Origin of the sequence: Roseospira navarrensis, from assembly GCF_009601025.1 — a bacterium.
In the GTDB taxonomy this organism is placed as follows: domain Bacteria; phylum Pseudomonadota; class Alphaproteobacteria; order Rhodospirillales; family Rhodospirillaceae; genus Rhodospira; species Rhodospira navarrensis.
On the sequence record NZ_WIVE01000069.1, the window covers coordinates 1 to 19,863 of the forward strand.

Annotated in this window: 20 protein-coding genes and 1 tRNA gene; 9 read left to right on the forward strand and 12 right to left on the reverse strand. The window is 71.3% G+C overall.

Annotation, left to right across the window (positions count from 1 at the left end; translation table 11 throughout):
* Window positions 1–84: 84 nt before the first annotated feature.
* A complete protein-coding gene (locus GHC57_RS16260; protein WP_343031197.1) occupies window positions 85–414 on the forward strand; it encodes an SLC13 family permease in 330 nt (109 codons plus the stop codon).
* Window positions 415–433: 19 nt separating this feature from the next.
* Here GHC57_RS16260 and cobB read toward each other — a convergent pair whose 3' ends face one another.
* The 12 genes from cobB to GHC57_RS16320 all read right to left on the reverse strand — a co-directional run bounded on the left by cobB (window position 434) and on the right by GHC57_RS16320 (window position 13,399).
* Window positions 434–1,174, reverse strand: coding sequence for a Sir2 family NAD+-dependent deacetylase (gene cobB, locus GHC57_RS16265; RefSeq protein ID WP_153346169.1), 741 nt, complete (start codon window positions 1,172–1,174; stop codon window positions 434–436).
* A 60-nt stretch (window positions 1,175–1,234) separates the two neighbouring features.
* Window positions 1,235–2,818 (reverse strand): response regulator, encoded by a 1,584-nt coding sequence (locus GHC57_RS20480; RefSeq protein WP_153346171.1) that lies wholly within the window; start codon window positions 2,816–2,818, stop codon window positions 1,235–1,237.
* A 525-nt stretch (window positions 2,819–3,343) separates the two neighbouring features.
* Window positions 3,344–3,535, reverse strand: coding sequence for a YgaP family membrane protein (locus GHC57_RS16275; RefSeq protein WP_153346173.1), 192 nt, complete (start codon window positions 3,533–3,535; stop codon window positions 3,344–3,346).
* 139 nt (window positions 3,536–3,674) lie between these two features.
* Window positions 3,675–5,288, reverse strand: coding sequence for an ATP-binding protein (locus GHC57_RS20100; RefSeq protein ID WP_153346175.1), 1,614 nt, complete (start codon window positions 5,286–5,288; stop codon window positions 3,675–3,677).
* A 1-nt stretch (window position 5,289) separates the two neighbouring features.
* Window positions 5,290–6,084 (reverse strand): response regulator, encoded by a 795-nt coding sequence (locus tag GHC57_RS16285; protein ID WP_153346177.1) that lies wholly within the window; start codon window positions 6,082–6,084, stop codon window positions 5,290–5,292.
* A complete protein-coding gene (locus GHC57_RS16290) occupies window positions 6,071–6,973 on the reverse strand; it encodes a bifunctional 5,10-methylenetetrahydrofolate dehydrogenase/5,10-methenyltetrahydrofolate cyclohydrolase (protein ID WP_170294924.1) in 903 nt (300 codons plus the stop codon). Before GHC57_RS16290 ends, GHC57_RS16285 begins: the two co-directional genes overlap by 14 nt.
* Window positions 6,974–7,007: 34 nt before the next feature.
* The gene (locus tag GHC57_RS16295) at window positions 7,008–7,349 is read right to left on the reverse strand and encodes a DUF167 family protein (protein ID WP_343031198.1); all 342 of its coding nucleotides are present in this window, start codon (window positions 7,347–7,349) and stop codon (window positions 7,008–7,010) included.
* A gap of 10 nt (window positions 7,350–7,359) precedes the next feature.
* Complete coding sequence (locus tag GHC57_RS16300; RefSeq protein ID WP_153346182.1) at window positions 7,360–7,659, reverse strand: YggT family protein; 300 nt, start codon at window positions 7,657–7,659, stop codon at window positions 7,360–7,362.
* 103 nt (window positions 7,660–7,762) lie between these two features.
* Window positions 7,763–8,368, reverse strand: coding sequence for a GNAT family N-acetyltransferase (locus tag GHC57_RS16305; RefSeq protein WP_153346184.1), 606 nt, complete (start codon window positions 8,366–8,368; stop codon window positions 7,763–7,765).
* Window positions 8,369–8,719: 351 nt separating this feature from the next.
* The gene (locus GHC57_RS16310; RefSeq protein WP_153346186.1) at window positions 8,720–10,597 is read right to left on the reverse strand and encodes a flagellar hook-basal body complex protein; all 1,878 of its coding nucleotides are present in this window, start codon (window positions 10,595–10,597) and stop codon (window positions 8,720–8,722) included.
* A gap of 110 nt (window positions 10,598–10,707) precedes the next feature.
* A complete protein-coding gene (locus GHC57_RS16315) occupies window positions 10,708–11,448 on the reverse strand; it encodes a flagellar hook assembly protein FlgD (RefSeq protein ID WP_153346188.1) in 741 nt (246 codons plus the stop codon).
* A gap of 13 nt (window positions 11,449–11,461) precedes the next feature.
* Window positions 11,462–13,399: a flagellar hook-length control protein FliK gene (locus GHC57_RS16320; RefSeq protein ID WP_153346189.1), complete on the reverse strand. Its 1,938-nt coding sequence runs from the start codon at window positions 13,397–13,399 to the stop codon at window positions 11,462–11,464.
* 317 nt (window positions 13,400–13,716) lie between these two features.
* Between GHC57_RS16320 and GHC57_RS16325 the strand changes: the two genes are divergently transcribed.
* From GHC57_RS16325 to GHC57_RS16360, 8 genes are all read left to right on the forward strand, one after another.
* Window positions 13,717–14,163 (forward strand): hypothetical protein, encoded by a 447-nt coding sequence (locus tag GHC57_RS16325; RefSeq protein ID WP_425500691.1) that lies wholly within the window; start codon window positions 13,717–13,719, stop codon window positions 14,161–14,163.
* Window positions 14,164–14,210: 47 nt separating this feature from the next.
* Entirely contained in the window at window positions 14,211–14,963 is a 753-nt protein-coding gene (truA, locus tag GHC57_RS16330) for a tRNA pseudouridine(38-40) synthase TruA (protein WP_153346194.1), read from the forward strand.
* A 6-nt stretch (window positions 14,964–14,969) separates the two neighbouring features.
* Window positions 14,970–15,293 (forward strand): DMT family transporter, encoded by a 324-nt coding sequence (locus tag GHC57_RS16335; RefSeq protein ID WP_153346196.1) that lies wholly within the window; start codon window positions 14,970–14,972, stop codon window positions 15,291–15,293.
* 93 nt (window positions 15,294–15,386) lie between these two features.
* Window positions 15,387–15,677, forward strand: coding sequence for a hypothetical protein (locus GHC57_RS16340; RefSeq protein WP_153346198.1), 291 nt, complete (start codon window positions 15,387–15,389; stop codon window positions 15,675–15,677).
* 134 nt (window positions 15,678–15,811) lie between these two features.
* On the forward strand, window positions 15,812–16,309 hold the full coding sequence (locus GHC57_RS16345; RefSeq protein ID WP_153346199.1) for an RT0821/Lpp0805 family surface protein: 498 nt from the start codon (window positions 15,812–15,814) through the stop codon (window positions 16,307–16,309).
* A 72-nt stretch (window positions 16,310–16,381) separates the two neighbouring features.
* On the forward strand, window positions 16,382–17,479 hold the full coding sequence (locus tag GHC57_RS16350) for an MraY family glycosyltransferase (RefSeq protein ID WP_246152404.1): 1,098 nt from the start codon (window positions 16,382–16,384) through the stop codon (window positions 17,477–17,479).
* A gap of 82 nt (window positions 17,480–17,561) precedes the next feature.
* Window positions 17,562–17,636 (forward strand) — tRNA-Gly (locus GHC57_RS16355).
* A gap of 248 nt (window positions 17,637–17,884) precedes the next feature.
* Complete coding sequence (locus GHC57_RS16360; protein WP_170294925.1) at window positions 17,885–19,771, forward strand: PAS domain S-box protein; 1,887 nt, start codon at window positions 17,885–17,887, stop codon at window positions 19,769–19,771.
* Window positions 19,772–19,863: the final 92 nt, after the last annotated feature.

Consider the following 19,863-nt stretch of genomic DNA (forward strand, 5'->3'; position numbering starts at 1 on the left):
CCGTGGGGCGCGCCCCACGGATGGGCATGCAGGTGCGCCCCCTCGTGCAAAATTTCCAGACATCAGGTTACACAGCCGGGGGCGGTGGGGCCCACCGCGCTACTGGCCGGGCTGGTGGTGCTGACCTCGGTCTTCAGCCAGGTCATCAGCAACACCGCGACCACGGTCCTGGTGGCGCCCATGGCCATCGGGGCCGCCGAGACCCTGGGCCTGTCGCCCTATCCGCTGTTGATGGGCGTGGCCGTCGCCGCCTCGACGGCGTTTTCCACGCCCGTGGCCTCGCCGGTCAACACGCTCGTTCTGGGGCCGGGGGCCTATCGGTTCATGGACTTCGTCAAGGTGGGTGTGCCGTTGCAGGCGCTGGTTCTGGTCCTGACGATCATCATGGTGCCGCTGTTCTTCCCGTTCCGGTGAGGCCGGGACGGCGCCAGACTCACCCCCGCCCCGGGATGCCGTCCGCCAGCAGGCGGTCCACATAGGCCGGGACCACCTGCGTTGCGGGGCCGAGCACCGATTCGCGGAACATCGAGGCCCCGTGGCTGGCCTCCATGTTCAGCTCCACCGTATGGGCGCGGCCGAAGCGCTCCACCTCGGCGACGAAGCCGGCGGCGGGGTAGACCGTGCCGCTGGTGCCGATGGACATGAACAGGGCGCAGCGGTCCAGGGCGTCGGCGATCGCCTCCATGCCCAGGGGGATCTCGCCGAACCACACCACGTGCGGGCGCAGGCCGCCGGGCCGCCCGCAATCGTCGCAGGTGTGCTCGGGCCCCAGGTCGGCGCGCCACTCCACCACACAATCGCAGCCCTCGCAGCGCACCTTCAGAAGCTCGCCGTGCATGTGCAGCAGGGTGCGCGAGCCGGCCCGCTCGTGCAGGTCGTCGATGTTCTGGGTGACCAGGAACACCTCGTCGTCCCATTCGGCCTCCAGCCGGGCGAGGGCCTCATGGGCGGCGTTCGGCTGCACGTCGGCCGTGAGCAGTCCGCGTCGGCGGTCGTTGTAGAACCGCTGCACCAGGGCCGGATCGCGGCGGAAGCCCTCGGGGGTGGCCACGTCCTCCAGGTTCACCCGAGACCAGATCCCGCCCACGTCGCGGAAGGTGTCGAGCCCGGATTCCTTGGAGATTCCGGCGCCGGTGAGGATGACGATGGGTCCGGTGCGCGGTGTCGTCGGCATGGTCACGGGTCCCTTGTCTGATGGTCGGGTCGGGATCGGGATCGGCCGGCGCGGCCCGGATCACGCGCCCAGCACGCGCTCGATGGCGGCGCGCAGCTCGCCCAGCCCGATGGGCTTGCGCAGGATGGCGTCCGCCATCTCCACCAGATCCGCCTGGGCCGGATCGGACTCGACGGCCAGGCCGGACACGATGATGACGGCCAGATCCGGATGCGCGGCCTCGGCGGCGCGCACCAGCGTGCGGGCTCCGCCCCCCGGCATGGACAGGTCCGTGACGAGCACGTCACGGGGGGCGCGGTCAAGGGCGTCGATCCCGTCGGGCGCCGAGCCGACGACCTCGACCGCATAGCCCAGGTCGCCCAGGAACTCGGCGATCTCGGTGGCGGCCTCGATCTCGTCTTCGGCGACCAGCACATGGATCGGTCGTCCGGCGGCGTGCGGCGCGGGAGCGGGCGTGTTCGGGGCGGCGTCCGCCGCCGCCTCGTCCGACCCGCCGAATCCGGGGGCGCGGGCCAGGTCCAGGCGCACCCCGCGCAGAGCGCCCAGATCGTCCACCAGCAGCATCAGGTGACCGCCCAGCCCGGCCAGGGCCATGGCCGCCAGAACCACCCGGCGCGACAGCGACAGATCGGGGGCGAGCGGGGTCAGCGGGAGGTCGTCCAGGAAGACCTGTTCATGCGCCATGTCTACGATCAGGCGGCCCGGCGCGGTCTCCTGGTCCACGCGCACCACCAGCGAGGACCCGCCCGACGATGGCGGCGCCCGGCGGCCGTCGGCGCGCGCCTCCACCGAGGCGTCCGCCGCCGCCGAGCCCGCCGACTCGGCCAGCACCGTCAGGGTTGCGAATCCGATCTGCAGCAGCAGGATGGGCTCGGCCAGCGCCATCGGCATGCCGCCGGGCGTGATGACCTCGGGCCGCAGCCCGGCCGCGCGCAGCGGGCCGCGCGCCAGATGGGCGGCGCGATTGACCACCGCGCCCAGGTCCACCGGCTGCAGATCCTCGGGCCCGGCCACGCCCGGCGCGCCCTGCACCAGGGCCACGGTCTCGAACACCGCATCGGCCTGATCGGCCAGCCGGGCGAAGCGGTCCACCAGCGCCTGATCGCCCGCGCCATCGGCGATCTGGCGTTCCGCCTCCAGCGCCGCCCGCTCGGCGGTCAGGCGGATGACGTTCAGCGGCTGGGTCATCTGGTGGGCCAGGGCGCCGCCCATCTCGCCCAGCAGGGCGTGCCGGACCAGCACGGCCATCATCTCGTCGAAGCCGCCTTCGTCGCCGCCGGCGGCGTGGGCCTGATCCTCGTTGACGTGACAGGGCCACAGGGCGTGCAGCACCCGGAGCGGGGCGCCGGGGTCGTGCGGCAGGCGGCGGGACCAGACCCAGAATGGCACGTCGCCGCCGGCCCCGTGCGCGCCGCCGGGGCCCCGTGTCTCGTCGGCGCCCACGGGCAAAAGGCTCCAGCCCTCGGCCGCCGGACCAGAGGCCGCCGACATCCGTCCCGGCCATTCGGACAGCTCGGCCCCGTCCCCCAGCCCGAGCAGGCGGCGCGCGCGCCGGTTCATCAGCAGCGGCGCGCCGTCCCGATCGCTGACCACCAGCGCCTGCGGCGTCGCCTCCAGGGCGGCGCGGCAGGTTGCATCGGTCACGTCGAGGTCAACGGGTCCGCTCCCGGTGCGTGTGGGGTGTTCGGCCAACGGGACTGTCTCCGCGCAGTGGATGGGGCCGGTGTTCAGCATGGCGGGGGCGCCGCGCGGGTCCGGCCCGCGGTCGGGCGAACCATGCCGCGAACGCCGCCGGAGGTCCAGCGCGCGGAAGGCTCAGGTCCCATCGGAGTCGGTGGGGCTGAGGTGGGTGGTGATGCCGGGCGGGAGTTGCACGCCCGCCCGGACCGTTCATCCCTATCGCAATGAAAAACGGTCCGGACGGGGCTGCAAGCCCCGTCCGGCACATTCATCGGTCCGTGGCACGCGTCGAGATGTGTGACTCAAATCGCCTTGCCAGTGGAGGGCGTTCGGTCTGCACCCGACGAAAGGTCCCGAGAAGCCCCATTGCCCCGGAAGTCCGTGATGACCCGAAAAAACAACGCCCCCCGGCGATGGGCGCGCCGGGGGGCGGGTCTTTGTCTGTCTGGCCGTCTGGCGGGAACGCCACCGGAGGGGCGGCGGAGCCGGTCAGCTCGTCTTGCAGGTCTTGAAGCCGAACGGCACATAGGCCGGGCACCACCCGATCAGGGCCGTGGCCACGGGCACGATGCCGATGAAGCCCCAGGGGTACAGGGCGGGGATCAGAAAGGCGCCGGCGATCAGCGCGATGCCGACGATCAGACGAATGGCGCGGTCCATGCCGCCCATGTTCTTGGTCATGTCGCAAACTCCCGAGTCGGGGGACGTCGGGCAGGTCCGCAAACCCACACGGGTCCCGTTGGAGCGACGGCGCATCCCGATCGGATGCCGCCGTTACCCAAAGACATAGGCCGTCCGGTGATGGGGATCCGTAACTAAGTCACACAGGCCCAGCGCGGCCCTCCGCGCCGGGTCCGCCGCTGGGGATCTCCAGCCGGGCTTCCAGGCCGCCGCCGGGCCTGTTGCGCAGCACCAGCCGGCCGCCGTGGGCGTCGGCCACGGCCTGCACGATGGACAGCCCCAGGCCGATGCCGCCGGTGCTGCGCGCCCGAGAGCCCTCGACGCGGTAGAACGGGTCGGTGACCCGGGCCAGGTGCTCGTCGGGGATGCCGGGGCCGCGATCGCACACCACCACGGCCGCGCCGGGACCGTCGGCCAGGGCGACGGTCCCGACCGAGACCTCGGCTCCGCCGCCATAGGTGCAGGCGTTGGCCACCAGGTTGCCGACCGCGCGGCGCAGGGCGGTGGGGCGTCCGCGCACGACCGCCGCCGGCGCCGCCTCCGCCTCCGCCGGGTCTTCAAAGGTCACGGGTCGCCCGGTCTCGGCCAGATCCTCGCACAGCGCCGCCACCAGCGCGGACAGGTCCACGGGGCGCGCCGCCTCGGTGGTGGCGTCGTCGCGGGCGAAGGCCAGCGTGGCGGCGACCATGGCCTCCATGTCGTCCAGGGTGGCCAGCATGCGGGCGCGCTCCTCGGCGTCCTCCACGAACTCGGCCCGCAGCCGCAGGGTGGTGATGGGGGTCCGCAGGTCGTGGGAGATGGCGGCCAGCAGCCGGGTGCGGTTGTCCACCAGCCGCGCCAGCCGCGTCTGCATGTCGTTGAACGCGCGCGCGACCTCGCGCACTTCGCGGCTGCCGGTCTCGGGCAGCGGGTCGCGGCGAGGGTCCACGCCCATGCGCCGGGCGGCGTCGGCCACCCCGCGCAGGGGCCGGGTGGCGCGCCGCACCGCCCAGATGGACAGGGCCAGTGTCACCGCCGTCATCAGCCCCAGCGAGGCCAGCGCGCCCGGGGTCCAGAAGCCCTGCGGTCGGGGCACCCGGGCGACCACGTTGAGCCAGCGGCCGTCGCGCAGCCCGACGGAGACGGCCAGGGCGGTTTCCTCCGGATCGCCCACCATCAACCGGGACAGACCATGGTGAAAGGGCATGTCGGGATGGTGGCGGTCCCAGGCATCGTCGGCTCGGTCCGGGCCGCCGCGCCAGCGGCCGAAGAACGGAAACGGCGGGCCGTCGCCGGACCAGGGGCGTGCGTCGGGGGCTGGCGCGCCGGGTCCGTCGTCCAGGCTGTCCGGGGCCACATCCACCCGCACGGCCCGGTCGGGGGCTTCCGCGAACGCGGCGACCAGCGCCCGTTCAAGGATGCGGGTCCGGAACGCCCCCAGACCCCGGGCCTGCGGCCGGTCTTCGCCCACCAGCGGCACCGGGCCTATGCGGACCTGCAGCCGTCCGCCGCTGAGGGTGCGGGCCAGCCGGCGTTCGAACCGCGGCGACTCGGCGGTCTCGATCAATCGCGTGGCCTCCACCACGCGGGCCACCACGGCGCGGCCCCCCAGAGTCTCCAGCAACCGCAGCCGGTCGATGGAGTACAGCCCGAGCGCCACCACGTTGGAGACGGTCAGGCCGACCAGCAACACAAGGATGGTCTGCCCGGCCAGGCTGTCGGGCCAGAGCCGAACGCGGCGGCGGCGGGGCGGGTCGGGAGGCGCTTGCGCCATGTCACAGGCGCTCCACCGGAACCGCCAGCACGTAGCCGCCGCCCCAGACGGTCTTGAGCAGCGTCGGGTCCTTGGGATCGGCCTCGATCTTGCGGCGCAGGCGGCTGACCTGGGTGTCCATGCTGCGGTCGGTCACGGCGGCGTTGTGGCCGCGCGCCAGGTCCAGCAACTGGTCGCGGGTCAGCACCCGCTGGGGATGCTCCACGAAGGCCCGCAGCATGGAGAACTCGCCGCTCGACAGGGCCACGCCCACGCCGTCCGGTCCCTCCAGTTCGCGCCGGCCCAGGTCCAGGATCCAGCGGTCGAAGCGAACCCGACCGGCCTCGCCCAGGCGCGGCGTCAGGGCGGGCGGATCCGCCGCGCCGGAGTCGGACCCCGTCGAGGCGGGCGCGGCCCGGCGCAGCACCGCGCGCACCCGGGCGAGCAACTCGCGCGGGTTGAACGGCTTCGGCACGTAGTCGTCCGCGCCCAGTTCCAGGCCCACCACCCGGTCCGTCTCCTCGCCCATGGCGGTCAGCATGACGATGGGCAGGTCGGCGGTGGCCGGGTCGGCGCGCAGGGCGCGGCACAGGCTCAGGCCGTCCTCGCCCGGCATCATCAGGTCGAGGATCATCAGGTCGGGACGGCCATTGTCGGCCAGCGCGTGCCGGGCCGCCTGGGCATCGGCGGCAGTCTCGACCGCGAATCCGTACTGGTCCAGGTAGCGGCCCAGCAGGTCGCGGATGTCGGGCGTGTCGTCCACCACCAGGATGCGGGGGCGCGCGGTGGTGGCGCCGTTGGGTTCAGCCGGCGGCATGGCGCGCCTTCTCGTCCACCCGGTTCTGCCGGCGGCAGGCGGTCACCACGTTGCGCATCAGCATGGCGACGGCCACGGGTCCCACCCCGCCGGGCACGGGGGTGACCCAGCCGGCGACCTCGCGCACCGCGTCCAGACGCACGTCGCCGACGATGCGCAGTTCGTCGTTCACCGTCACCCGGCTGCGGCCCAGGTCGATCACCGCCGCGCCCGGTTTGACGTGGCGCGGCCGGATCATGCCCGCGCGATTGGTGGCGGCGATGAGGATGTCCGCCTGCCGGCTGACCTCGGCCAGATCGCGGGTGTCCTCGTTGGCGATGGTCACCGTGCAGCGCTCGTTCAGCAGCAGGCGCGCCGCCGGCCGCCCGGTGCGGTGGGTGTCGCCGACGACGCAGGCGTGCCAGCCGATGGGGCGCGCGTCCACGAACTGCTTGATGAGGTGCATCCCGGCCAGCGCCTCGCAGGGCACGAAGGCGGGCGCGTCGTTGGCCAGCAGCCCGGCGTTGCGGGTGTGGAAGCCATCCACGTCCTTGACCGGATCGACGGCCTCGATCAGGCGGCGGGCGTCGCGGTAGCGCGGCAGGTAGTGCTGCACCAGGATGCCATGCACCCGTTCGTCGTGGTTCAGGCCCTCGATGACGGTAATCACCTCGTCGTCGGACGTTTCGGGCGGCAGGGTGTGCAACTGCACCCGCACGCCGGCATCCTCGGCCCGCTGGCACTTGTTCTGGATCAGACGCAGGGTGTTGAAGTCGTCGCCCACGACCACGATCGCCAGGGTGGTGGTCAGGCGATGCACCTCGCTGAGTTCGAGGATGTCATGATGGACCTCCCGCAGCATGTCGCGGGCGACCTCGTGACCCTCGATGACGCGGGCGCCTTTGGGCATGGTCGAGCCCTCCCCGGAATCGGAGATCGCGGCCTCACCCCGGCCGCCGGGGCAGCGCGTCGAGGCGGGCCGCCACATCCTCGACTGTCGCCGTCGCGGCCTCGATCCGCAAGGTCTTGCGCCGCGCCGTGACCCCGGAGACGAGGGCGAAGGCCCCCTTCGGCAGCCGCCACGTCTTGGCCAGCAGGGCGACCAGCGCGGCGTTGGCCTTGCCGTTCTCCGGCACGGCGGTCACGGACACGCGCAGCCAGGGGCGGCCCTCCGCGTCGGTCTCGATGGCCTCGATGCGGTCGCGCGAGGCCTTGGGGGTGAGCCGCACGGACAGCAGGCCGCCGGCCAGGGGCAACCCGGAGGGATCGGGACCGGCCGCCGCCACGCCGCCCGCCTCAGGCGATCTTCATCATCAGGCGACCCAGGACCATCTGCAGGAAGATCAGGCCCAGAATCAGCACGATCGGCGACATGTCCACGCCGCCGAAAAACGGCAGGCGGCGGCGGATGGGCGCCAGCGCCGGCTCCGTCAGGCGGTACAGCACCTCGCCCACCGTGGCGACGAAGCGGTTGCGCGTATTGACCACGTTGAAGGCCACCAGCCAGGACAGGATGGCCTGGATGATGATGACCCAGATGTAGAGCTGGATCACCATGAGGACGATCTGGAACAGCGGAACGACGATGACATCCATGGTGTGCGGGTCCGTTCTGAATCGGGTCGGGTTGCGGACCCTAGAATGATTCGGGCCGCGAGGGAATCCCGGGGTTGCGGATCGGTGGTGCGCGCCACCCGTCTCAGGGCGGCGTCCGGTGCCGGGTCGGAGCCACCGGCAGGGCGTGGGCCGCCGTCAGCGTGCCCCCGGCGCCGGCCGCGCCCTCGATCAGCTCCAGGCACAGCACCCGGTGCGGGCGTTCGAACGGCATGACGATGCCCTTGTGGGCGGCTGGCTGGAACCCGAACAGGGCGTAATACGGCAGGTCGCCCACCAGCACGACCAGCCCGTGGCCGCGCCGCCGCGCCTCGAACAGGCCCTTGCGCATCAGGGCCTTGCCGATGCCGCGCCCCTTCAGACCCGGTTCCACGGCGATCGGGCCCAGCAGCAGCGCGGGGTGGGCGGCGTCGCCCACCAGCACGGGCCAGAAGCGCAGCGTGCCCAGGACCGAGCCGTCCGGGCGGTCGGCCACGAAGCCCAGTTCGGCCACGGGCGAGACGCCCTGGCGGTAGGCATAGGAGCGCTTGGCCTGCCGGTCGGAGCCGAAGGCGCGGTCCAGCAGGTCCTCGATCGCCGGGGCGTCCTCGGGGGCTTCCCGGCGCAGGGCATAGGGCACCGGGGCGGTGGCGGGATCGACGGCGAGGCCGGTCGGGGTGCGGAAGGCGGTCGGGGCGGGGAGGGTATCCATCGAGCGGCGGTCCTGGCGGCGGAACGGTCTGGCGCGGCGGTCGGAAGAGACGGGCCGCCGGGGCGCCGGTCAGCGTTCCACGACGCCGAAGCGGCAGCCAGGGCGGCCCGGGCCGCGTCGTCGCGCGGCGGGCGCGGAGCGTCGTCGATGGTGGGCCTTGGCCAGGATCATGCGCGGCAGTCCCGTGGGGGGAACGACAAAAGCCGGGCCGCCGGCGTGTCCGCGCGGCCCGCGACCGGGATCTATAGCACCGTCCCCGCGCCCAACACCCGTGATTTTCCGCGCGGCCGCAAAAAAAGTCCCCGGCGGGGCCGGGGACGAGGCGTCTTGAAGGAGAGGAGGCGATCCGCGTTACTGCTTGATGCGGATCAGTTCTTCCAGCATGTCGTCGGACGTGGTGATGATCTTCGCCGCCGCCGAATACGCCCGCTGGGTGGTGATCATGTTCGTGAACTCGGTGCCCAGGTCCACGGTCGAGGATTCCAGGGTCGCCTGGGCCACGGTCGCGGCGCCGGCCGAGCCCGCCTCGCGCACCACCGGCAGGCCGGAGTTGTCGGTCTGCTGGAACACGTTGCCGGTCAGCGGGTTCATGCCGTTCGGGTTCACGAAGGTGGCAACCGGGATCATGAAGATCGGGGCCTGCACGCCGTTGTCGAACAGGGCGGTGACGATGCCGGTCTCGGAGACCGTGACACCCGTATAGTTGCCGAAGCGGTTGCCGTTCTGGCTGACGTAGTTGAGCTGATAGTCGCCCGAAAGCTGCTGCATGCCGTCGGCGGCGTTGTAGTTGCCCCAGAACTGGCTGATGGCCGCGCTGCCCGGAGGCGCCGAGGAGCCGTCCATGTTCAGCGCCCCGTTCGCCCAGTTGATGTTCATGGTCGAGCGGGGATCGTTCTCGGTGGTCTCGTCGTAGGCAAAGACGGTGTCCGGGGTGCCGTCACCGTTGAAGGTCATGGCGCTGGTGCCCGCATTGATCCACGAGCCCTGCCAGGTCGCCGTGGTCGCGCTCATGGCCGGGATATTGAACGCGGCGTCCTGGATGACCGCCGGGTCCGAGCCGCTGTTCACGGTCAGGTTGGAGGCATCGACGGCGATATCGTTGGCCTCGCTGAACTGGCGGAACAGGATGCCGTTCTCGCCGTCGATGCGATCGACCCAGCTCGCCGGGCTGCTCTTGCCCGTGACCGCGTTGATGGTGCCGCCGGCCAGGGTCTGGATGTCGGTTTCCATCATGCTCGCCATGTCGTCGAGCATCTCGGACAGGGTCGTGAAGGGCTGCGCGGGGGTGGCGCCGGTGCTGGTGGTCACCTGGTCCACGATGCCGTCCGCGCCGGTGTCGGTGAGCGTGTAGGTCAGCGTGGTGGCGCCGATGGTCAGCGTCATGGTGGTGGAGCCGCCGGCCGCGACTTCGGGGATGTCGGTGAAGTCCATGCGCCCGGCCGAATAGTACGTGCTGCCGTCCTGGGCCGTCATGTTGACGAACTCGCTGCCGGGCGGCGGGGTGGCTTCCACGTCCCAGGTGTTCTGGTCGCGCTTGGTCCACGTGTAGAGCAGGTTGTGGGAGTTGCCCAGGCTGTCGAAGATCAGGGCGTTGGTCTTCTCGGTGGTGCCGATGTCGGCGTCCGCCGGCAGGTTCGCGCCCATCGACATCGTGGAGCTGGCGCGCGCCGTGCCGCCGATGGTGTTCAGGTTCAGCGGCCGCATGTTGATGCTGTCGACGGCGTTGTCGTTGATGTAGAACAGGTCGCCGTTATCGTTGCGGTACGCCTTCATGTACGTATCGTTGTTGTAGGGCACCGTCGCGGCGCTGGTGGTGCCGTCCCAGGTGGTCAGCGGCCAGCCCTGCAGGTAGTAGCCGGACGCATTCTGCAGATAGCCGTCCTTGTCCACCTTGAACGACCCGGCGCGGCTGTAGGCGTAGCCCGACGGGTTGGTGGCGGTGTCGGACACCACGAAGAAGCCCTGACCCGACAGGCCGAAGTCGGTGGACGAGGTGGTGGCCTGCAACAGGCCCTGGATGTCCACGTTGGTGCGGGGCGCGGACTGCACGCCGCCGGGCGAGTATTGCGTCAGGGAGACCTGCGCCGTCACCAGCGTCTTGAAGTTCACGGTGGTGCCCTTGTAGCCGACCGTGTTGACGTTGGCGACGTTGTCCGAAATCGCGCCCATGGCGCTGGACTGCGACTGCAGCCCGGAGACGCCCGAGAACAAGGCTCCATAAAGCGACATCGGTCTTCTCCTTCAAGGCTCCCTTTGAGGCGGTCGCGCCCGGGAGTGTCTGGTTTGCGGTGGACGCGCCCCCGGATCCGCGCCCCCGGATCCGCGCGTCGGGGTCCGGCTTACGGGTCGGCCGTCTCGTCGTCGGCGACATCGGTGATGTCGTCGCCGGCGTCCACGTCATCGAGCGGCAGCGTGTTGAACACGCCGAGCACCGAATCCAGGTCCACCGACAGGTCGCCGATGGCCAGGAAGGTGTTCGCATCCTCGGCGGCGACACCCGTGACCTTGCCCAGCGAGGTGGTCCAGGTCTCCAGTTCGCCGTCCGCGTTCTCGCTCTCCGATGCGCTGACCTCCAGGACGTAGACGCCGTCGTCCAGCTTGATGCCGTTGCTGTCGGTGCCGTCCCAGGTGATCTTGTGCAGGCCGGCGGCCGGGTCGCCCTCGAACGTGCGGACGATCTTGCCGGAGGGGTCCTTGACGTTGATCGAGACCTGGCCGGCATCGACGCTCAGGCCGTAGGTGAACACCGCCTCGCCGTCGTTCAGCATGACCTTGTCGGTTTCCACCTCGACGTAGTTGTCCAGGTAGCTGACGGCGAACGCCTGCTGGCTCTTGACCGACGAAATCAGCATCGCTTCCAGGTTCTCGTTCATGTTCACCTGCTGCTCGACCTGCGCGAACAGGACGAGCTGGTTGGTGAACTCGGTCGAGTCCATGGGCGACAGCGGGTCCTGATTCTTCAACTGCGTGGTCAGCAGGTTGAGGAACGTGTCCATGTCGCCGGCAAGCTGATCGCGGGCGCTGGAACTGTCGGTCTTCTGGTTGCCGATGATGGTCGCGGCGTCGATGGTGCCGACCATGGCCTGATCCTCCCTACACCCGCACGTTCACGCCGCCGCGCTGGCGCGCGGCGTTGGACAGAATGGTTTCCAGGTCCGGCGGGGCGTCGTCCGCGCCCTGGCCGTCCGCGCCGCCGTCGCCGCCGCGCGCCGGCGTGCGGGCGGAGCCGCGGCCGGTGTCCGGCTGGGCCGCGCCGGAGCCGCCGCCGTCGCCGCGCAGGCTGAACTGCACGCCGCCGCTTTCGGTCTTCAGCCCGGCGTCCTGCAGCGCCCGTTCCAGGCCGCGCGCATCGCGCTGGAGCATGTCTAGGGTTTCCGGCTTCTCCACCATCACCTGGGCCGAGACACGGCCGTCCTTGCCGAACTCAAGCTTCACGTCCACGCGGCCCAGGTTCTCGGGATTGAGCTGGACGGTGACCCGGTCCATGCCCCGGTTGACGGCCTTGCTGATGTTGACGCGGATCTGCTCGACCGCCTTGCGGGCCTGCGGATCGGGCCGCGCGGGGTCGGGTGTGGCGCTGCCCTGACCGGCGCGCGAGAGCTGGTCGGCGAAGCCGGACCCGGAGGCCTGCGGGGCCTCGGCCCCGGTGCCGCCCCCGACCACGCCGGCGACGGAGCGCGCCGCGCCCTGGCCGCCGAGGTGCCCGCCGGTGGTGCCGGTCTGGCCGCCCGGGGTCTGGCGGGGGCCGACGAACGAGGCCGCCTGAGCGGTGGCGGCGGTGCCGCCGGTCGCGCGACCACTGGTGCTCTGGGCCGGACGGTCGCCGGCGGCGGCCTGGGCGGCGCGGCCCTCGGCCTGGATGCGCGCGGCCGAGGCGGCCTCGGCCGATCCGGCGGCGGCGGCCTGGTTCAGGCGCGCGGCGTCGGCGCGGGCGTCGGCGGCGGCGGCGTTCTGCTCGGCGATCGAGGGCGCGGCGCCGGGGCGGCCGGCCTGCGTGGCGGCCTGGAAGCCCTCGCCCTGGCTCTGGCGCAGACCCTCCATGGCCTGCTGGCGGCGAGCCGCGGCCCCGGTGGGATCGGCGGCGGCCTGGGCCTGGGCCTGACGGGTCGCGGCATCCTGGGTCGCCTGCTGCGCGGCGGCGGCGCTGTCCGGTCCGGCGGCGCGGGCGGCCTGGGCGGCCTGGCCCTCGCCCTTGACGGTCACCGAGACCTTCATGTCCTGCGTGGGCTTGACGGTTTCGGCCAGCGCATCGGCCTGAGCGCGCGCGGCGTCGGTGCCGGTGGCCTGGGCCGCGCCCGGACGAGCCGCGCCGGCGGTCGCCGCCTGGGTGGCGGCGCCGGTCTCGGTGCGCGCGGCGGCCTCGCCGGCGGTTCCCTGTCCGCCGGTCGTGGTGGCGGTCTGGCCGGCGGCGCCCGGGGGCGTCTGGCCCGTGCCGGCCTTGGTGTCGGTGGCCTGGGACTCGCCGCCGACGCCGGTCCCGGCCGCGCGGGCCACGGCCGAATTGGCGTTGGCCGCGTCACCGGCCTGCGCCGACGCGTTGCCGGCGCCGCCCGTGCGGTCCAGCGCGGCCTGCGCTTTGGGATTGGTCACATGAGCCTGCGCGGTGGCCTGGCCCTGGGCCGAGGCGACATCGCCGGCCGCCTGCCCGTCCGAGGCCTCGGCGTCCGTCTCCTGCGGATCGGTCTCGGACGCGGCGGCGTCGGCGGGGGCATCGTCGTCGGCCGCCTCGGTGTCGTCGGCCCGGCGGCTGTCGTCGCGCTCGGACACCCGGTCCGCGCCCTCGTCCCGGTCCGCCGCCCGGCGGTCCGGCTCGCGGGGCGGCTCCACGTCCGGGGTTTCGGGCGTCACGAACAGCGTGCCGCTGAGGTCGGCCGTCATCATGGCCATGGGATCGCCGGCGCCGCCGCTGGTGCGCTGCTTCAACAGCGTCTCGAACAGCGCCCCGGCGGCCGAGCCGGAGGCGGCGGAGTCGCCCGATCCGCCCGAACCGGCGTTGTGCGATACGAAGGTCTGAACCGATGTCACGTCCATGGTGGCCATCCCGTGCGCTCTGAGCCCCTGCGGGGTGGGCGGGCGATGCGGGACCGGCTCCCCGGGGGGATCGGGCCGCGCGGACCGCGCCGCCGTTCCCTCTGCAACCCCCGGGCCAACTGCGGGATGGGCCTGACTCCGTGGTCCGGGGCGGGCCGGGCATCGGCAGCCCGCGCCGGTCCGGCAGAGTCTGCACGGCTGGGGCGGCAATTCCTGCCGATCCCGGGCGGTCCGCGTCCGGCCGGCGTTAACCCGTTGGTGGGGCGGGCGAGGTACCATGCCGGTCCGTTCCCCGCGACAGGAGGTCCCGCCCCGTGATGTCCGTTTGCTCGATCCCGCGAGGGGCCGGCCCGGCCGGTGCACTTCTGCTGGCGTCGGCGGTGGCGGTGGCGGTGGCGGTGGCTGCGGCGGGTGCTGCGCCCCCGGCCCGCGCGGCCGAATCGGGCGAAACCCTGCGCTACGGGCACACCGGCGCGCCGTTCTGGGAGGTGGGGAACCCGGATGCGGACCTGTCCCGCCTCTGTCGCCAGGGACGGTTCAACCAGAAAAAGAACACGTCCTACTACATCGGCTATCACGGGCGGGCGAATCCCGGTCGGGGCTATACGGGCATCGCCAAACGGGGCTACAACCTGATCGACCCCACCGGCCAGGCGGTCGATGGCGTCACCTATCACTTCTTCAACGACGGCTTTTCCAACTGCAAGGTCTACGTCGCCGAGGACCCCCTCCCCGAGGGCGAGGCCGCCGGCGGCCGGCCGTAGGACCCCGAGGCCCCGGGGCGCCGTCCGATTCGGTCCCTGGTCCCGTCATGCCGCGCTACAAGCTCCTGATCGAGTTCGACGGCCGCCCGTTCGTGGGCTGGCAGCGTCAGGACAACGGCCCGTCCGTCCAGCAGACGCTGGAAGAGGCCGCCCAACGTCTGTGCCGCGAATCCGTGCGGCTGCACGCCGCCGGGCGCACCGATTCGGGCGTGCATGCGCTGGGCATGGTGGCCCATGTGGACCTGCCGCGCGCCCTGCCGCCGGACAAGGTGGCCGACGCCCTCAACGCGCTCGCCCGCCCGGCGCCCGTGGCGGTGCTGGAGGCCGAGGCCGTCTCCGACGCCTTCCACGCCCGCTTTTCCTGCGTCGAGCGGTCCTATCTCTACCGAATCCTGACCCGGCGCGCGCAGCCGGCGCTTGACCGGGGCCGGGTCTGGTGGCACCCCCGCCCCCTCGACGCCGACGCCATGCACGCCGCCGCGCAAACCCTGGTCGGCCATCACGACTTCACCAGCTTCCGCGCCGGCGAGTGCCAGGCGGACAGCCCGATGCGCACCCTGGACGCCCTGGCCGTGGCCCGCGTGGGCGACGAGATCCACGTCACGGCGCGGGCCCGCTCGTTCCTGCACCATCAGGTGCGCAACATGGTGGGCACGCTGGCGCTGGTGGGACAGGGCAAATGGACGACAGCCGACGTGGGCGCGGCCCTGGCCGCCCGCCGACGCGCCGCCGCCGGTCCCACCGCGCCGCCGGACGGCCTGTACTTTCTGGCCGCCCGGTATCCCGCCCCGCAGGAGTAACCCCGCATGCACTGGCTGACCCTGGCCGCCGCGATTGTCCTGGAGGTCATGGGCACCACCTCCATGAAGCTTTCCAACGGCTTCTCCCGCCCGCTGCCGTCGGTGGGGGTGGTGGTGTTCTATGGCGCCAGCCTGGCCTTGTTGACCGTGGCCCTGAAGAAGCTGGACGTGTCGGTGGCCTATGCCATCTGGGCCGGGGTGGGCACGGCCCTGATCGTCATGGTCGGCGTGCTCTGGTTCGGCGAGGCCTTGACCTGGGTGCGGGCCGTCTCGATTCTGTTGATTATCATCGGCGTGGTGGGGCTCAACCTGAGCGGATCGGCGCACTGATCCGATCGACGGGAGGCGGGTGGGCCGACGGTCCTCTCGATAAGGCCGTTGGCGCACGATGACGGGACGGGGATTGCAGGACGGGCGCCGGCCATGCGCGAGGACTGGACCGACGACGACGACACCGAGGAGACCGAGCCCGCGCGGTCCTGGCGCGGCTGGTGGCGGCGGCGTGTCTCCACGCTGACGCTGGTGACGGTTCTGTTCTTCCTGGGGATCGGCGTGCTGCTGACCGGGGTCTACAACTACGGCGAAATGATCGTCACCGTCGGCCGGGGCTCGTCGATCCTGATCCTGGGCGTGGGCTTCATCATCGCGCTGAACCTGATCGCCATCGGCCTGATGCTGGTGCTGCTGAAGACCATCAAGGGCCAGGACGACTAGCGCCACGCTCCAGGCCCGGGTGAACCTTTTTTTTGCCACCTTGGTGGATAAGGATAAACTCATCGCCCTTGGTGCCGGGTCGTCCCGGTCACGCCCGCGACTCAGGACCCGATCAGTCAGGAAAGGCCCGATCCATGCTCCGTGTTGCCAAACGTTCGACCGCGGCCGTCCTTGCGATCGCCCTGCTCGCCGGACCGGCCCTCACCGCCTGCCAGCAGGCCCAGAACGCCCCGAAGCAGACCGCCGGCGCGCTCGGTGGCGCGGCCCTGGGCGGCCTGCTCGGCTCGCAGTTCGGCGGCTCGACGGAATGGAAGCTGGCCGCGACCGGCCTCGGCGTGCTGCTGGGCGCCGCCGTCGGCAGCGAGATCGGCCGCTCGCTGGACGAGACCGACAAGCAGCGCATGCAGCAGGCCTCGCAGCAGGCCTATACCGCGCCCGTGGGCCAGACCATCAGCTGGAACAACCCGCAGACCGGCAACTACGGCACCTTCACGCCGGTGCGCGACGGCTATGCCAACACCGGCCAGTACTGCCGCCAGTTCCGCACCACGGTGACCATCGACGGCCGCCTGGAAGAGGCCACCGGCACCGCCTGTCGGCAGAACGACGGCACCTGGCAGATCGTGAACTGATCCGCCGGTCGGCCCTCGCCGTGGCACCCTGAGCGTTGTCGCCGCCCCGAGGCTCGGGTATATCCCGGGGCCATGACCACGATGCCCCCCGAGGCCGCCGGCGGCGCGCCCCTGTCCCTGGTGTCCGCGTCCCTGACGTCCGCGTCGGGGCCGCTGGTGCTGGCTGTTGCGGCGGCCGTGTTGAGCCTGATCGCCGTGCGCCTGCTGGAACGCTGGCTGCACGCCCGGGCCGTCCTGGATCATCCCAACGACCGCTCCAGCCACGCCGTGCCGACGCCGCGCGGCGGTGGGCTGGGTCTGCTGGCGGCGGCGCTGCCCCTGCTGATCTGGGACGCGCTGTCCTCGGGCACGGGTGGTCCCGCGCTGCCCTGGGTCATGCTGGTCGGCGGCGTGGGTCTGGCCGCGCTGTCGTGGCGCGACGACCTGCGGCCGCTGCCCGCCATTCCCCGCCTGAGCGGACACCTGCTGGCCTGCTACGGCGCGCTCTGGGCCCTGCCGCTGCCCGGCCCGGTGTTCCAGGGCCTGCTGCCGGGGCCGCTGGACATGCTGGCCGCCGGCCTTCTGTGGGCGTGGTTCGTCAACCTGTTCAACTTCATGGACGGCATCGACGGGATTTCGGGCGTCCAGACCATTGCCCTGGGCACCGCGCTGGCCCTGGTGGCGGCCGCGACGGCCGTCCCGCTGCCGGTGGCCGCGCCGCTGATCCTGGCCGGGGCGGCGGCCGGGTTCCTGGTCTGGAACTGGCACCCCGCCCGCATCTTCCTGGGGGATGTGGGCAGCGTGCCGCTGGGGTATCTGCTGGGTGGGATGTTGCTGATGCTGGCCGCGCACGGCCAGTGGGCGGCGGCGCTGATCGCGCCCCTATACTATCTGGCCGACGCCACGCTGACGCTGCTGGGGCGGCTGGCGCGCGGGCATTCCCCGACCCAGGCGCACCGGGATCACGCCTATCAGGTGGCGGTGCGGGCGGGGCTGTCGCACGCGCGGGTGAGCATGGTCGTCGCCGGCCTGAACGCCCTGCTGGTCGCGCTGGCGCTGGCGACGGCGGCCGGCCCCCTGCCGGCGGCCGTCGCCGTGGCCCTGGCCGCCCTTCTCGTGGGGGGCGTGCTGAGTGTCATGCGCTGGCGGCCCCTCTGGCTTGGGCCTGTCCGGGCGGCCTCCGGCGGGTAACGCGGGATCTTGTCGCCGCCCGGGGCAGCGCGTATAACGGGGGCTTGCGGTGCGTGCCGGACCCGGTTCCCGCACACCCGGCGCGGGTGTAGTTCAGTGGTAGAACGACAGCTTCCCAAGCTGTATGTCGTGGGTTCGATTCCCATCACCCGCTCCAGACTTTTCCTAGCCGATCAGAGACTTGCGGCCCCGGGTGGGGCCGTTTTTTCGTGCGGGGCAAGGCCCCCCGCCGGTTGGGCTGGCCGAACGGACGGTTGCCCTTTGGTGGCGCGGGTGACAGTCTGAAGACTGAGCGGTCGCACGGCCGCTTGCCGCACACGGTGCCGCAGTACGCCACTCGGGTGCTCCGTCCGGGAGCCGGGGAGAGGCCCATCGGCGACGCCCGGCCAGGGGATGCGCCGGCTCATGCAGGACCCGCCCACACTCAACGGCATGCACACCGACGCGCTGGAATACCTGGACACGCCGGCCTGCCTGTTCGACGAGACGTTCCGTCTCGTCTACGTCAATCCCGCCTACGCCCGCTTTTTCGGACGCCCGGCGGAGGCCCTGGTCGGCCGTCGGTTCACGGAGCTGATCCCTGAGGACGACCGGGCGCGGACGCAAACCCTGGTGCGGGGCTACGACATCCTGGAGCCCACCGGGACCCATGACCATCCCGTCACGGTCGGTCCCGACGACACCCGCCTGATGCGCTGGACCAACACGGTCATCCGCACCGCCGACAGCGGCCGTCCGACCCTGTACATGGGGGTCGGGCGGGACATCACGAACGAGGCCCTGGCCGAAGCCCGACGGGCCGATTGCGAGATCCAGTACCAGGCGTTGTTCACGCAGTCCCTCAATGGCGTCGCCATCCACGAGATGCTCTTCGACGACAGCGGGGCGCCCTGCGACTATGTGTTTCTTGACGTGAACCCCGCATTCGAGCGCCTCACCGGGCTCAACGCCGCCCATGTGATCGGTCGCCGGGTGCGGGAACTCCTGCCCGAGACGGAGCCCTTCTGGATCGAGCGCTACGGTCAGGTCTGCCGCACCGGCACGCCGGTCCGCTTCGAGGCCCATTCCGGGGCCCTTGAGGGCGACTATCAGGTTTCGGCCTTTCCATTGGGTCGGAGTCGCTTCGCCGTGTCCTTCGTGGACATCTCCGAGGTCAAGAAGGCCCAGGACGACCTGCGCGCCGCGTTCTCCCGCTTCGACCTGGCCATGAAGGGGGCCAACGACGGCCTGTTCGACTGGAATTTGCAGACCAACGAGATCTACTACTCGCCGCGCTGGAAAAGCATGCTCGGCTATGCGCCGGACGAACTGGCCGACCATTTTTCGACCTGGGAAGACCTCGTGGACCCGGACGACCGCGAGAAGGGTTGGGCCATGCTCAACGACTACATCGAGGGCCGCCGGGACACGTTCAACCTGGAATTCCGGATGCGCCACAAGGACGGCCACTGGATGGACATCCTGTCGCGCGCCTTCCTGGAGCGGGACGCGACGGGCGCGCCGGTCCGTCTCGTTGGCACGCACGTGGATATCTCCGAACGCAAACAGTTCGAACGCGAGTTGCAGACGGCGCGCCTGAGCGCCGAGAGCGCCACCAAGGCCAAGTCCGAGTTCCTGGCCGCCATGAGCCACGAACTGCGCACGCCGCTGAACTCCATCATCGGCTTCGCGGACATGATGAACCACGAGGTCATCGGGCCGCTGCCGCCGCACTACCGCGAATACGCGGACCTGATCTCCTCCAGCGGTCTGCTGTTGCTGGAGACCATCAACAGCATCCTCGATCTGGCCAAGATCGAGGCCGGCAAGTTGGACCTGACCCGGCGCGCCACCGACGTGGCCGACCTGATCGACGAGGTTCTGTCCCTGCTCAGCGTCCAGGCCGAGAGCAAGCGGCTTTTGCTGCGCCGCGCGGTGCCGGACGCCCTGATGCTCTCCGTCGATCCGATGCGCATCAAGCAGGTGCTGTTCAACATCGTCGGCAACGCAATCAAGTTCACCGACAGCGGCGCGGTGGAGGTCGCCCACATCGAAGACGAGACGGGGCACTGGATCACCGTCACCGACTCGGGCATCGGCATGACGCCCGCACAGATCCAGGTCGAGGTGACTCCGTTCGGACAGGCGCACGGCGACACCCTGGCCCGCAGCTACCAGGGCACCGGGCTGGGCCTGTCGCTGAGCCTGGAGATCATGCGCCTGCACGGCGGCCGCCTGGACATCGACAGCACGCCGGGGCAGGGCACCCGGGTGATGAAGCGGATGAAATTATTTGATCGCGGCGTGCCATAATTATTGGCTCAAATAGCGTTCGCTATGCATTCCCGGATTTGGTATCATGAAGGATACCGAACGCGGGAGGCGGGCATGGATCGGGACACGTT

Excerpts from the sequence above, each read along its gene's own strand:
- cobB (WP_153346169.1), bottom strand. The coding sequence starts at position 1,174 with ATGCCGACGACACCGCGCACCGGACCCATCGTCATCCTCACCGGCGCC.
- GHC57_RS16275 (WP_153346173.1), bottom strand. The coding sequence starts at position 3,535 with ATGACCAAGAACATGGGCGGCATGGACCGCGCCATTCGTCTGATCGTC.
- GHC57_RS20100 (WP_153346175.1), bottom strand. The coding sequence starts at position 5,288 with ATGGCGCAAGCGCCTCCCGACCCGCCCCGCCGCCGCCGCGTTCGGCTC.
- GHC57_RS16285 (WP_153346177.1), bottom strand. The coding sequence starts at position 6,084 with ATGCCGCCGGCTGAACCCAACGGCGCCACCACCGCGCGCCCCCGCATC.
- GHC57_RS16290 (WP_170294924.1), bottom strand. The coding sequence starts at position 6,973 with ATGCCCAAAGGCGCCCGCGTCATCGAGGGTCACGAGGTCGCCCGCGAC.
- GHC57_RS16300 (WP_153346182.1), bottom strand. The coding sequence starts at position 7,659 with ATGGATGTCATCGTCGTTCCGCTGTTCCAGATCGTCCTCATGGTGATC.
- GHC57_RS16305 (WP_153346184.1), bottom strand. The coding sequence starts at position 8,368 with ATGGATACCCTCCCCGCCCCGACCGCCTTCCGCACCCCGACCGGCCTC.
- GHC57_RS16310 (WP_153346186.1), bottom strand. The coding sequence starts at position 10,597 with ATGTCGCTTTATGGAGCCTTGTTCTCGGGCGTCTCCGGGCTGCAGTCG.
- GHC57_RS16315 (WP_153346188.1), bottom strand. The coding sequence starts at position 11,448 with ATGGTCGGCACCATCGACGCCGCGACCATCATCGGCAACCAGAAGACC.
- GHC57_RS16320 (WP_153346189.1), bottom strand. The coding sequence starts at position 13,399 with ATGGACGTGACATCGGTTCAGACCTTCGTATCGCACAACGCCGGTTCG.
- GHC57_RS16325 (WP_425500691.1), top strand. The coding sequence starts at position 13,717 with ATGTCCGTTTGCTCGATCCCGCGAGGGGCCGGCCCGGCCGGTGCACTT.
- truA (WP_153346194.1), top strand. The coding sequence starts at position 14,211 with ATGCCGCGCTACAAGCTCCTGATCGAGTTCGACGGCCGCCCGTTCGTG.
- GHC57_RS16335 (WP_153346196.1), top strand. The coding sequence starts at position 14,970 with ATGCACTGGCTGACCCTGGCCGCCGCGATTGTCCTGGAGGTCATGGGC.
- GHC57_RS16340 (WP_153346198.1), top strand. The coding sequence starts at position 15,387 with ATGCGCGAGGACTGGACCGACGACGACGACACCGAGGAGACCGAGCCC.
- GHC57_RS16345 (WP_153346199.1), top strand. The coding sequence starts at position 15,812 with ATGCTCCGTGTTGCCAAACGTTCGACCGCGGCCGTCCTTGCGATCGCC.
- GHC57_RS16350 (WP_246152404.1), top strand. The coding sequence starts at position 16,382 with ATGACCACGATGCCCCCCGAGGCCGCCGGCGGCGCGCCCCTGTCCCTG.
- GHC57_RS16360 (WP_170294925.1), top strand. The coding sequence starts at position 17,885 with ATGCAGGACCCGCCCACACTCAACGGCATGCACACCGACGCGCTGGAA.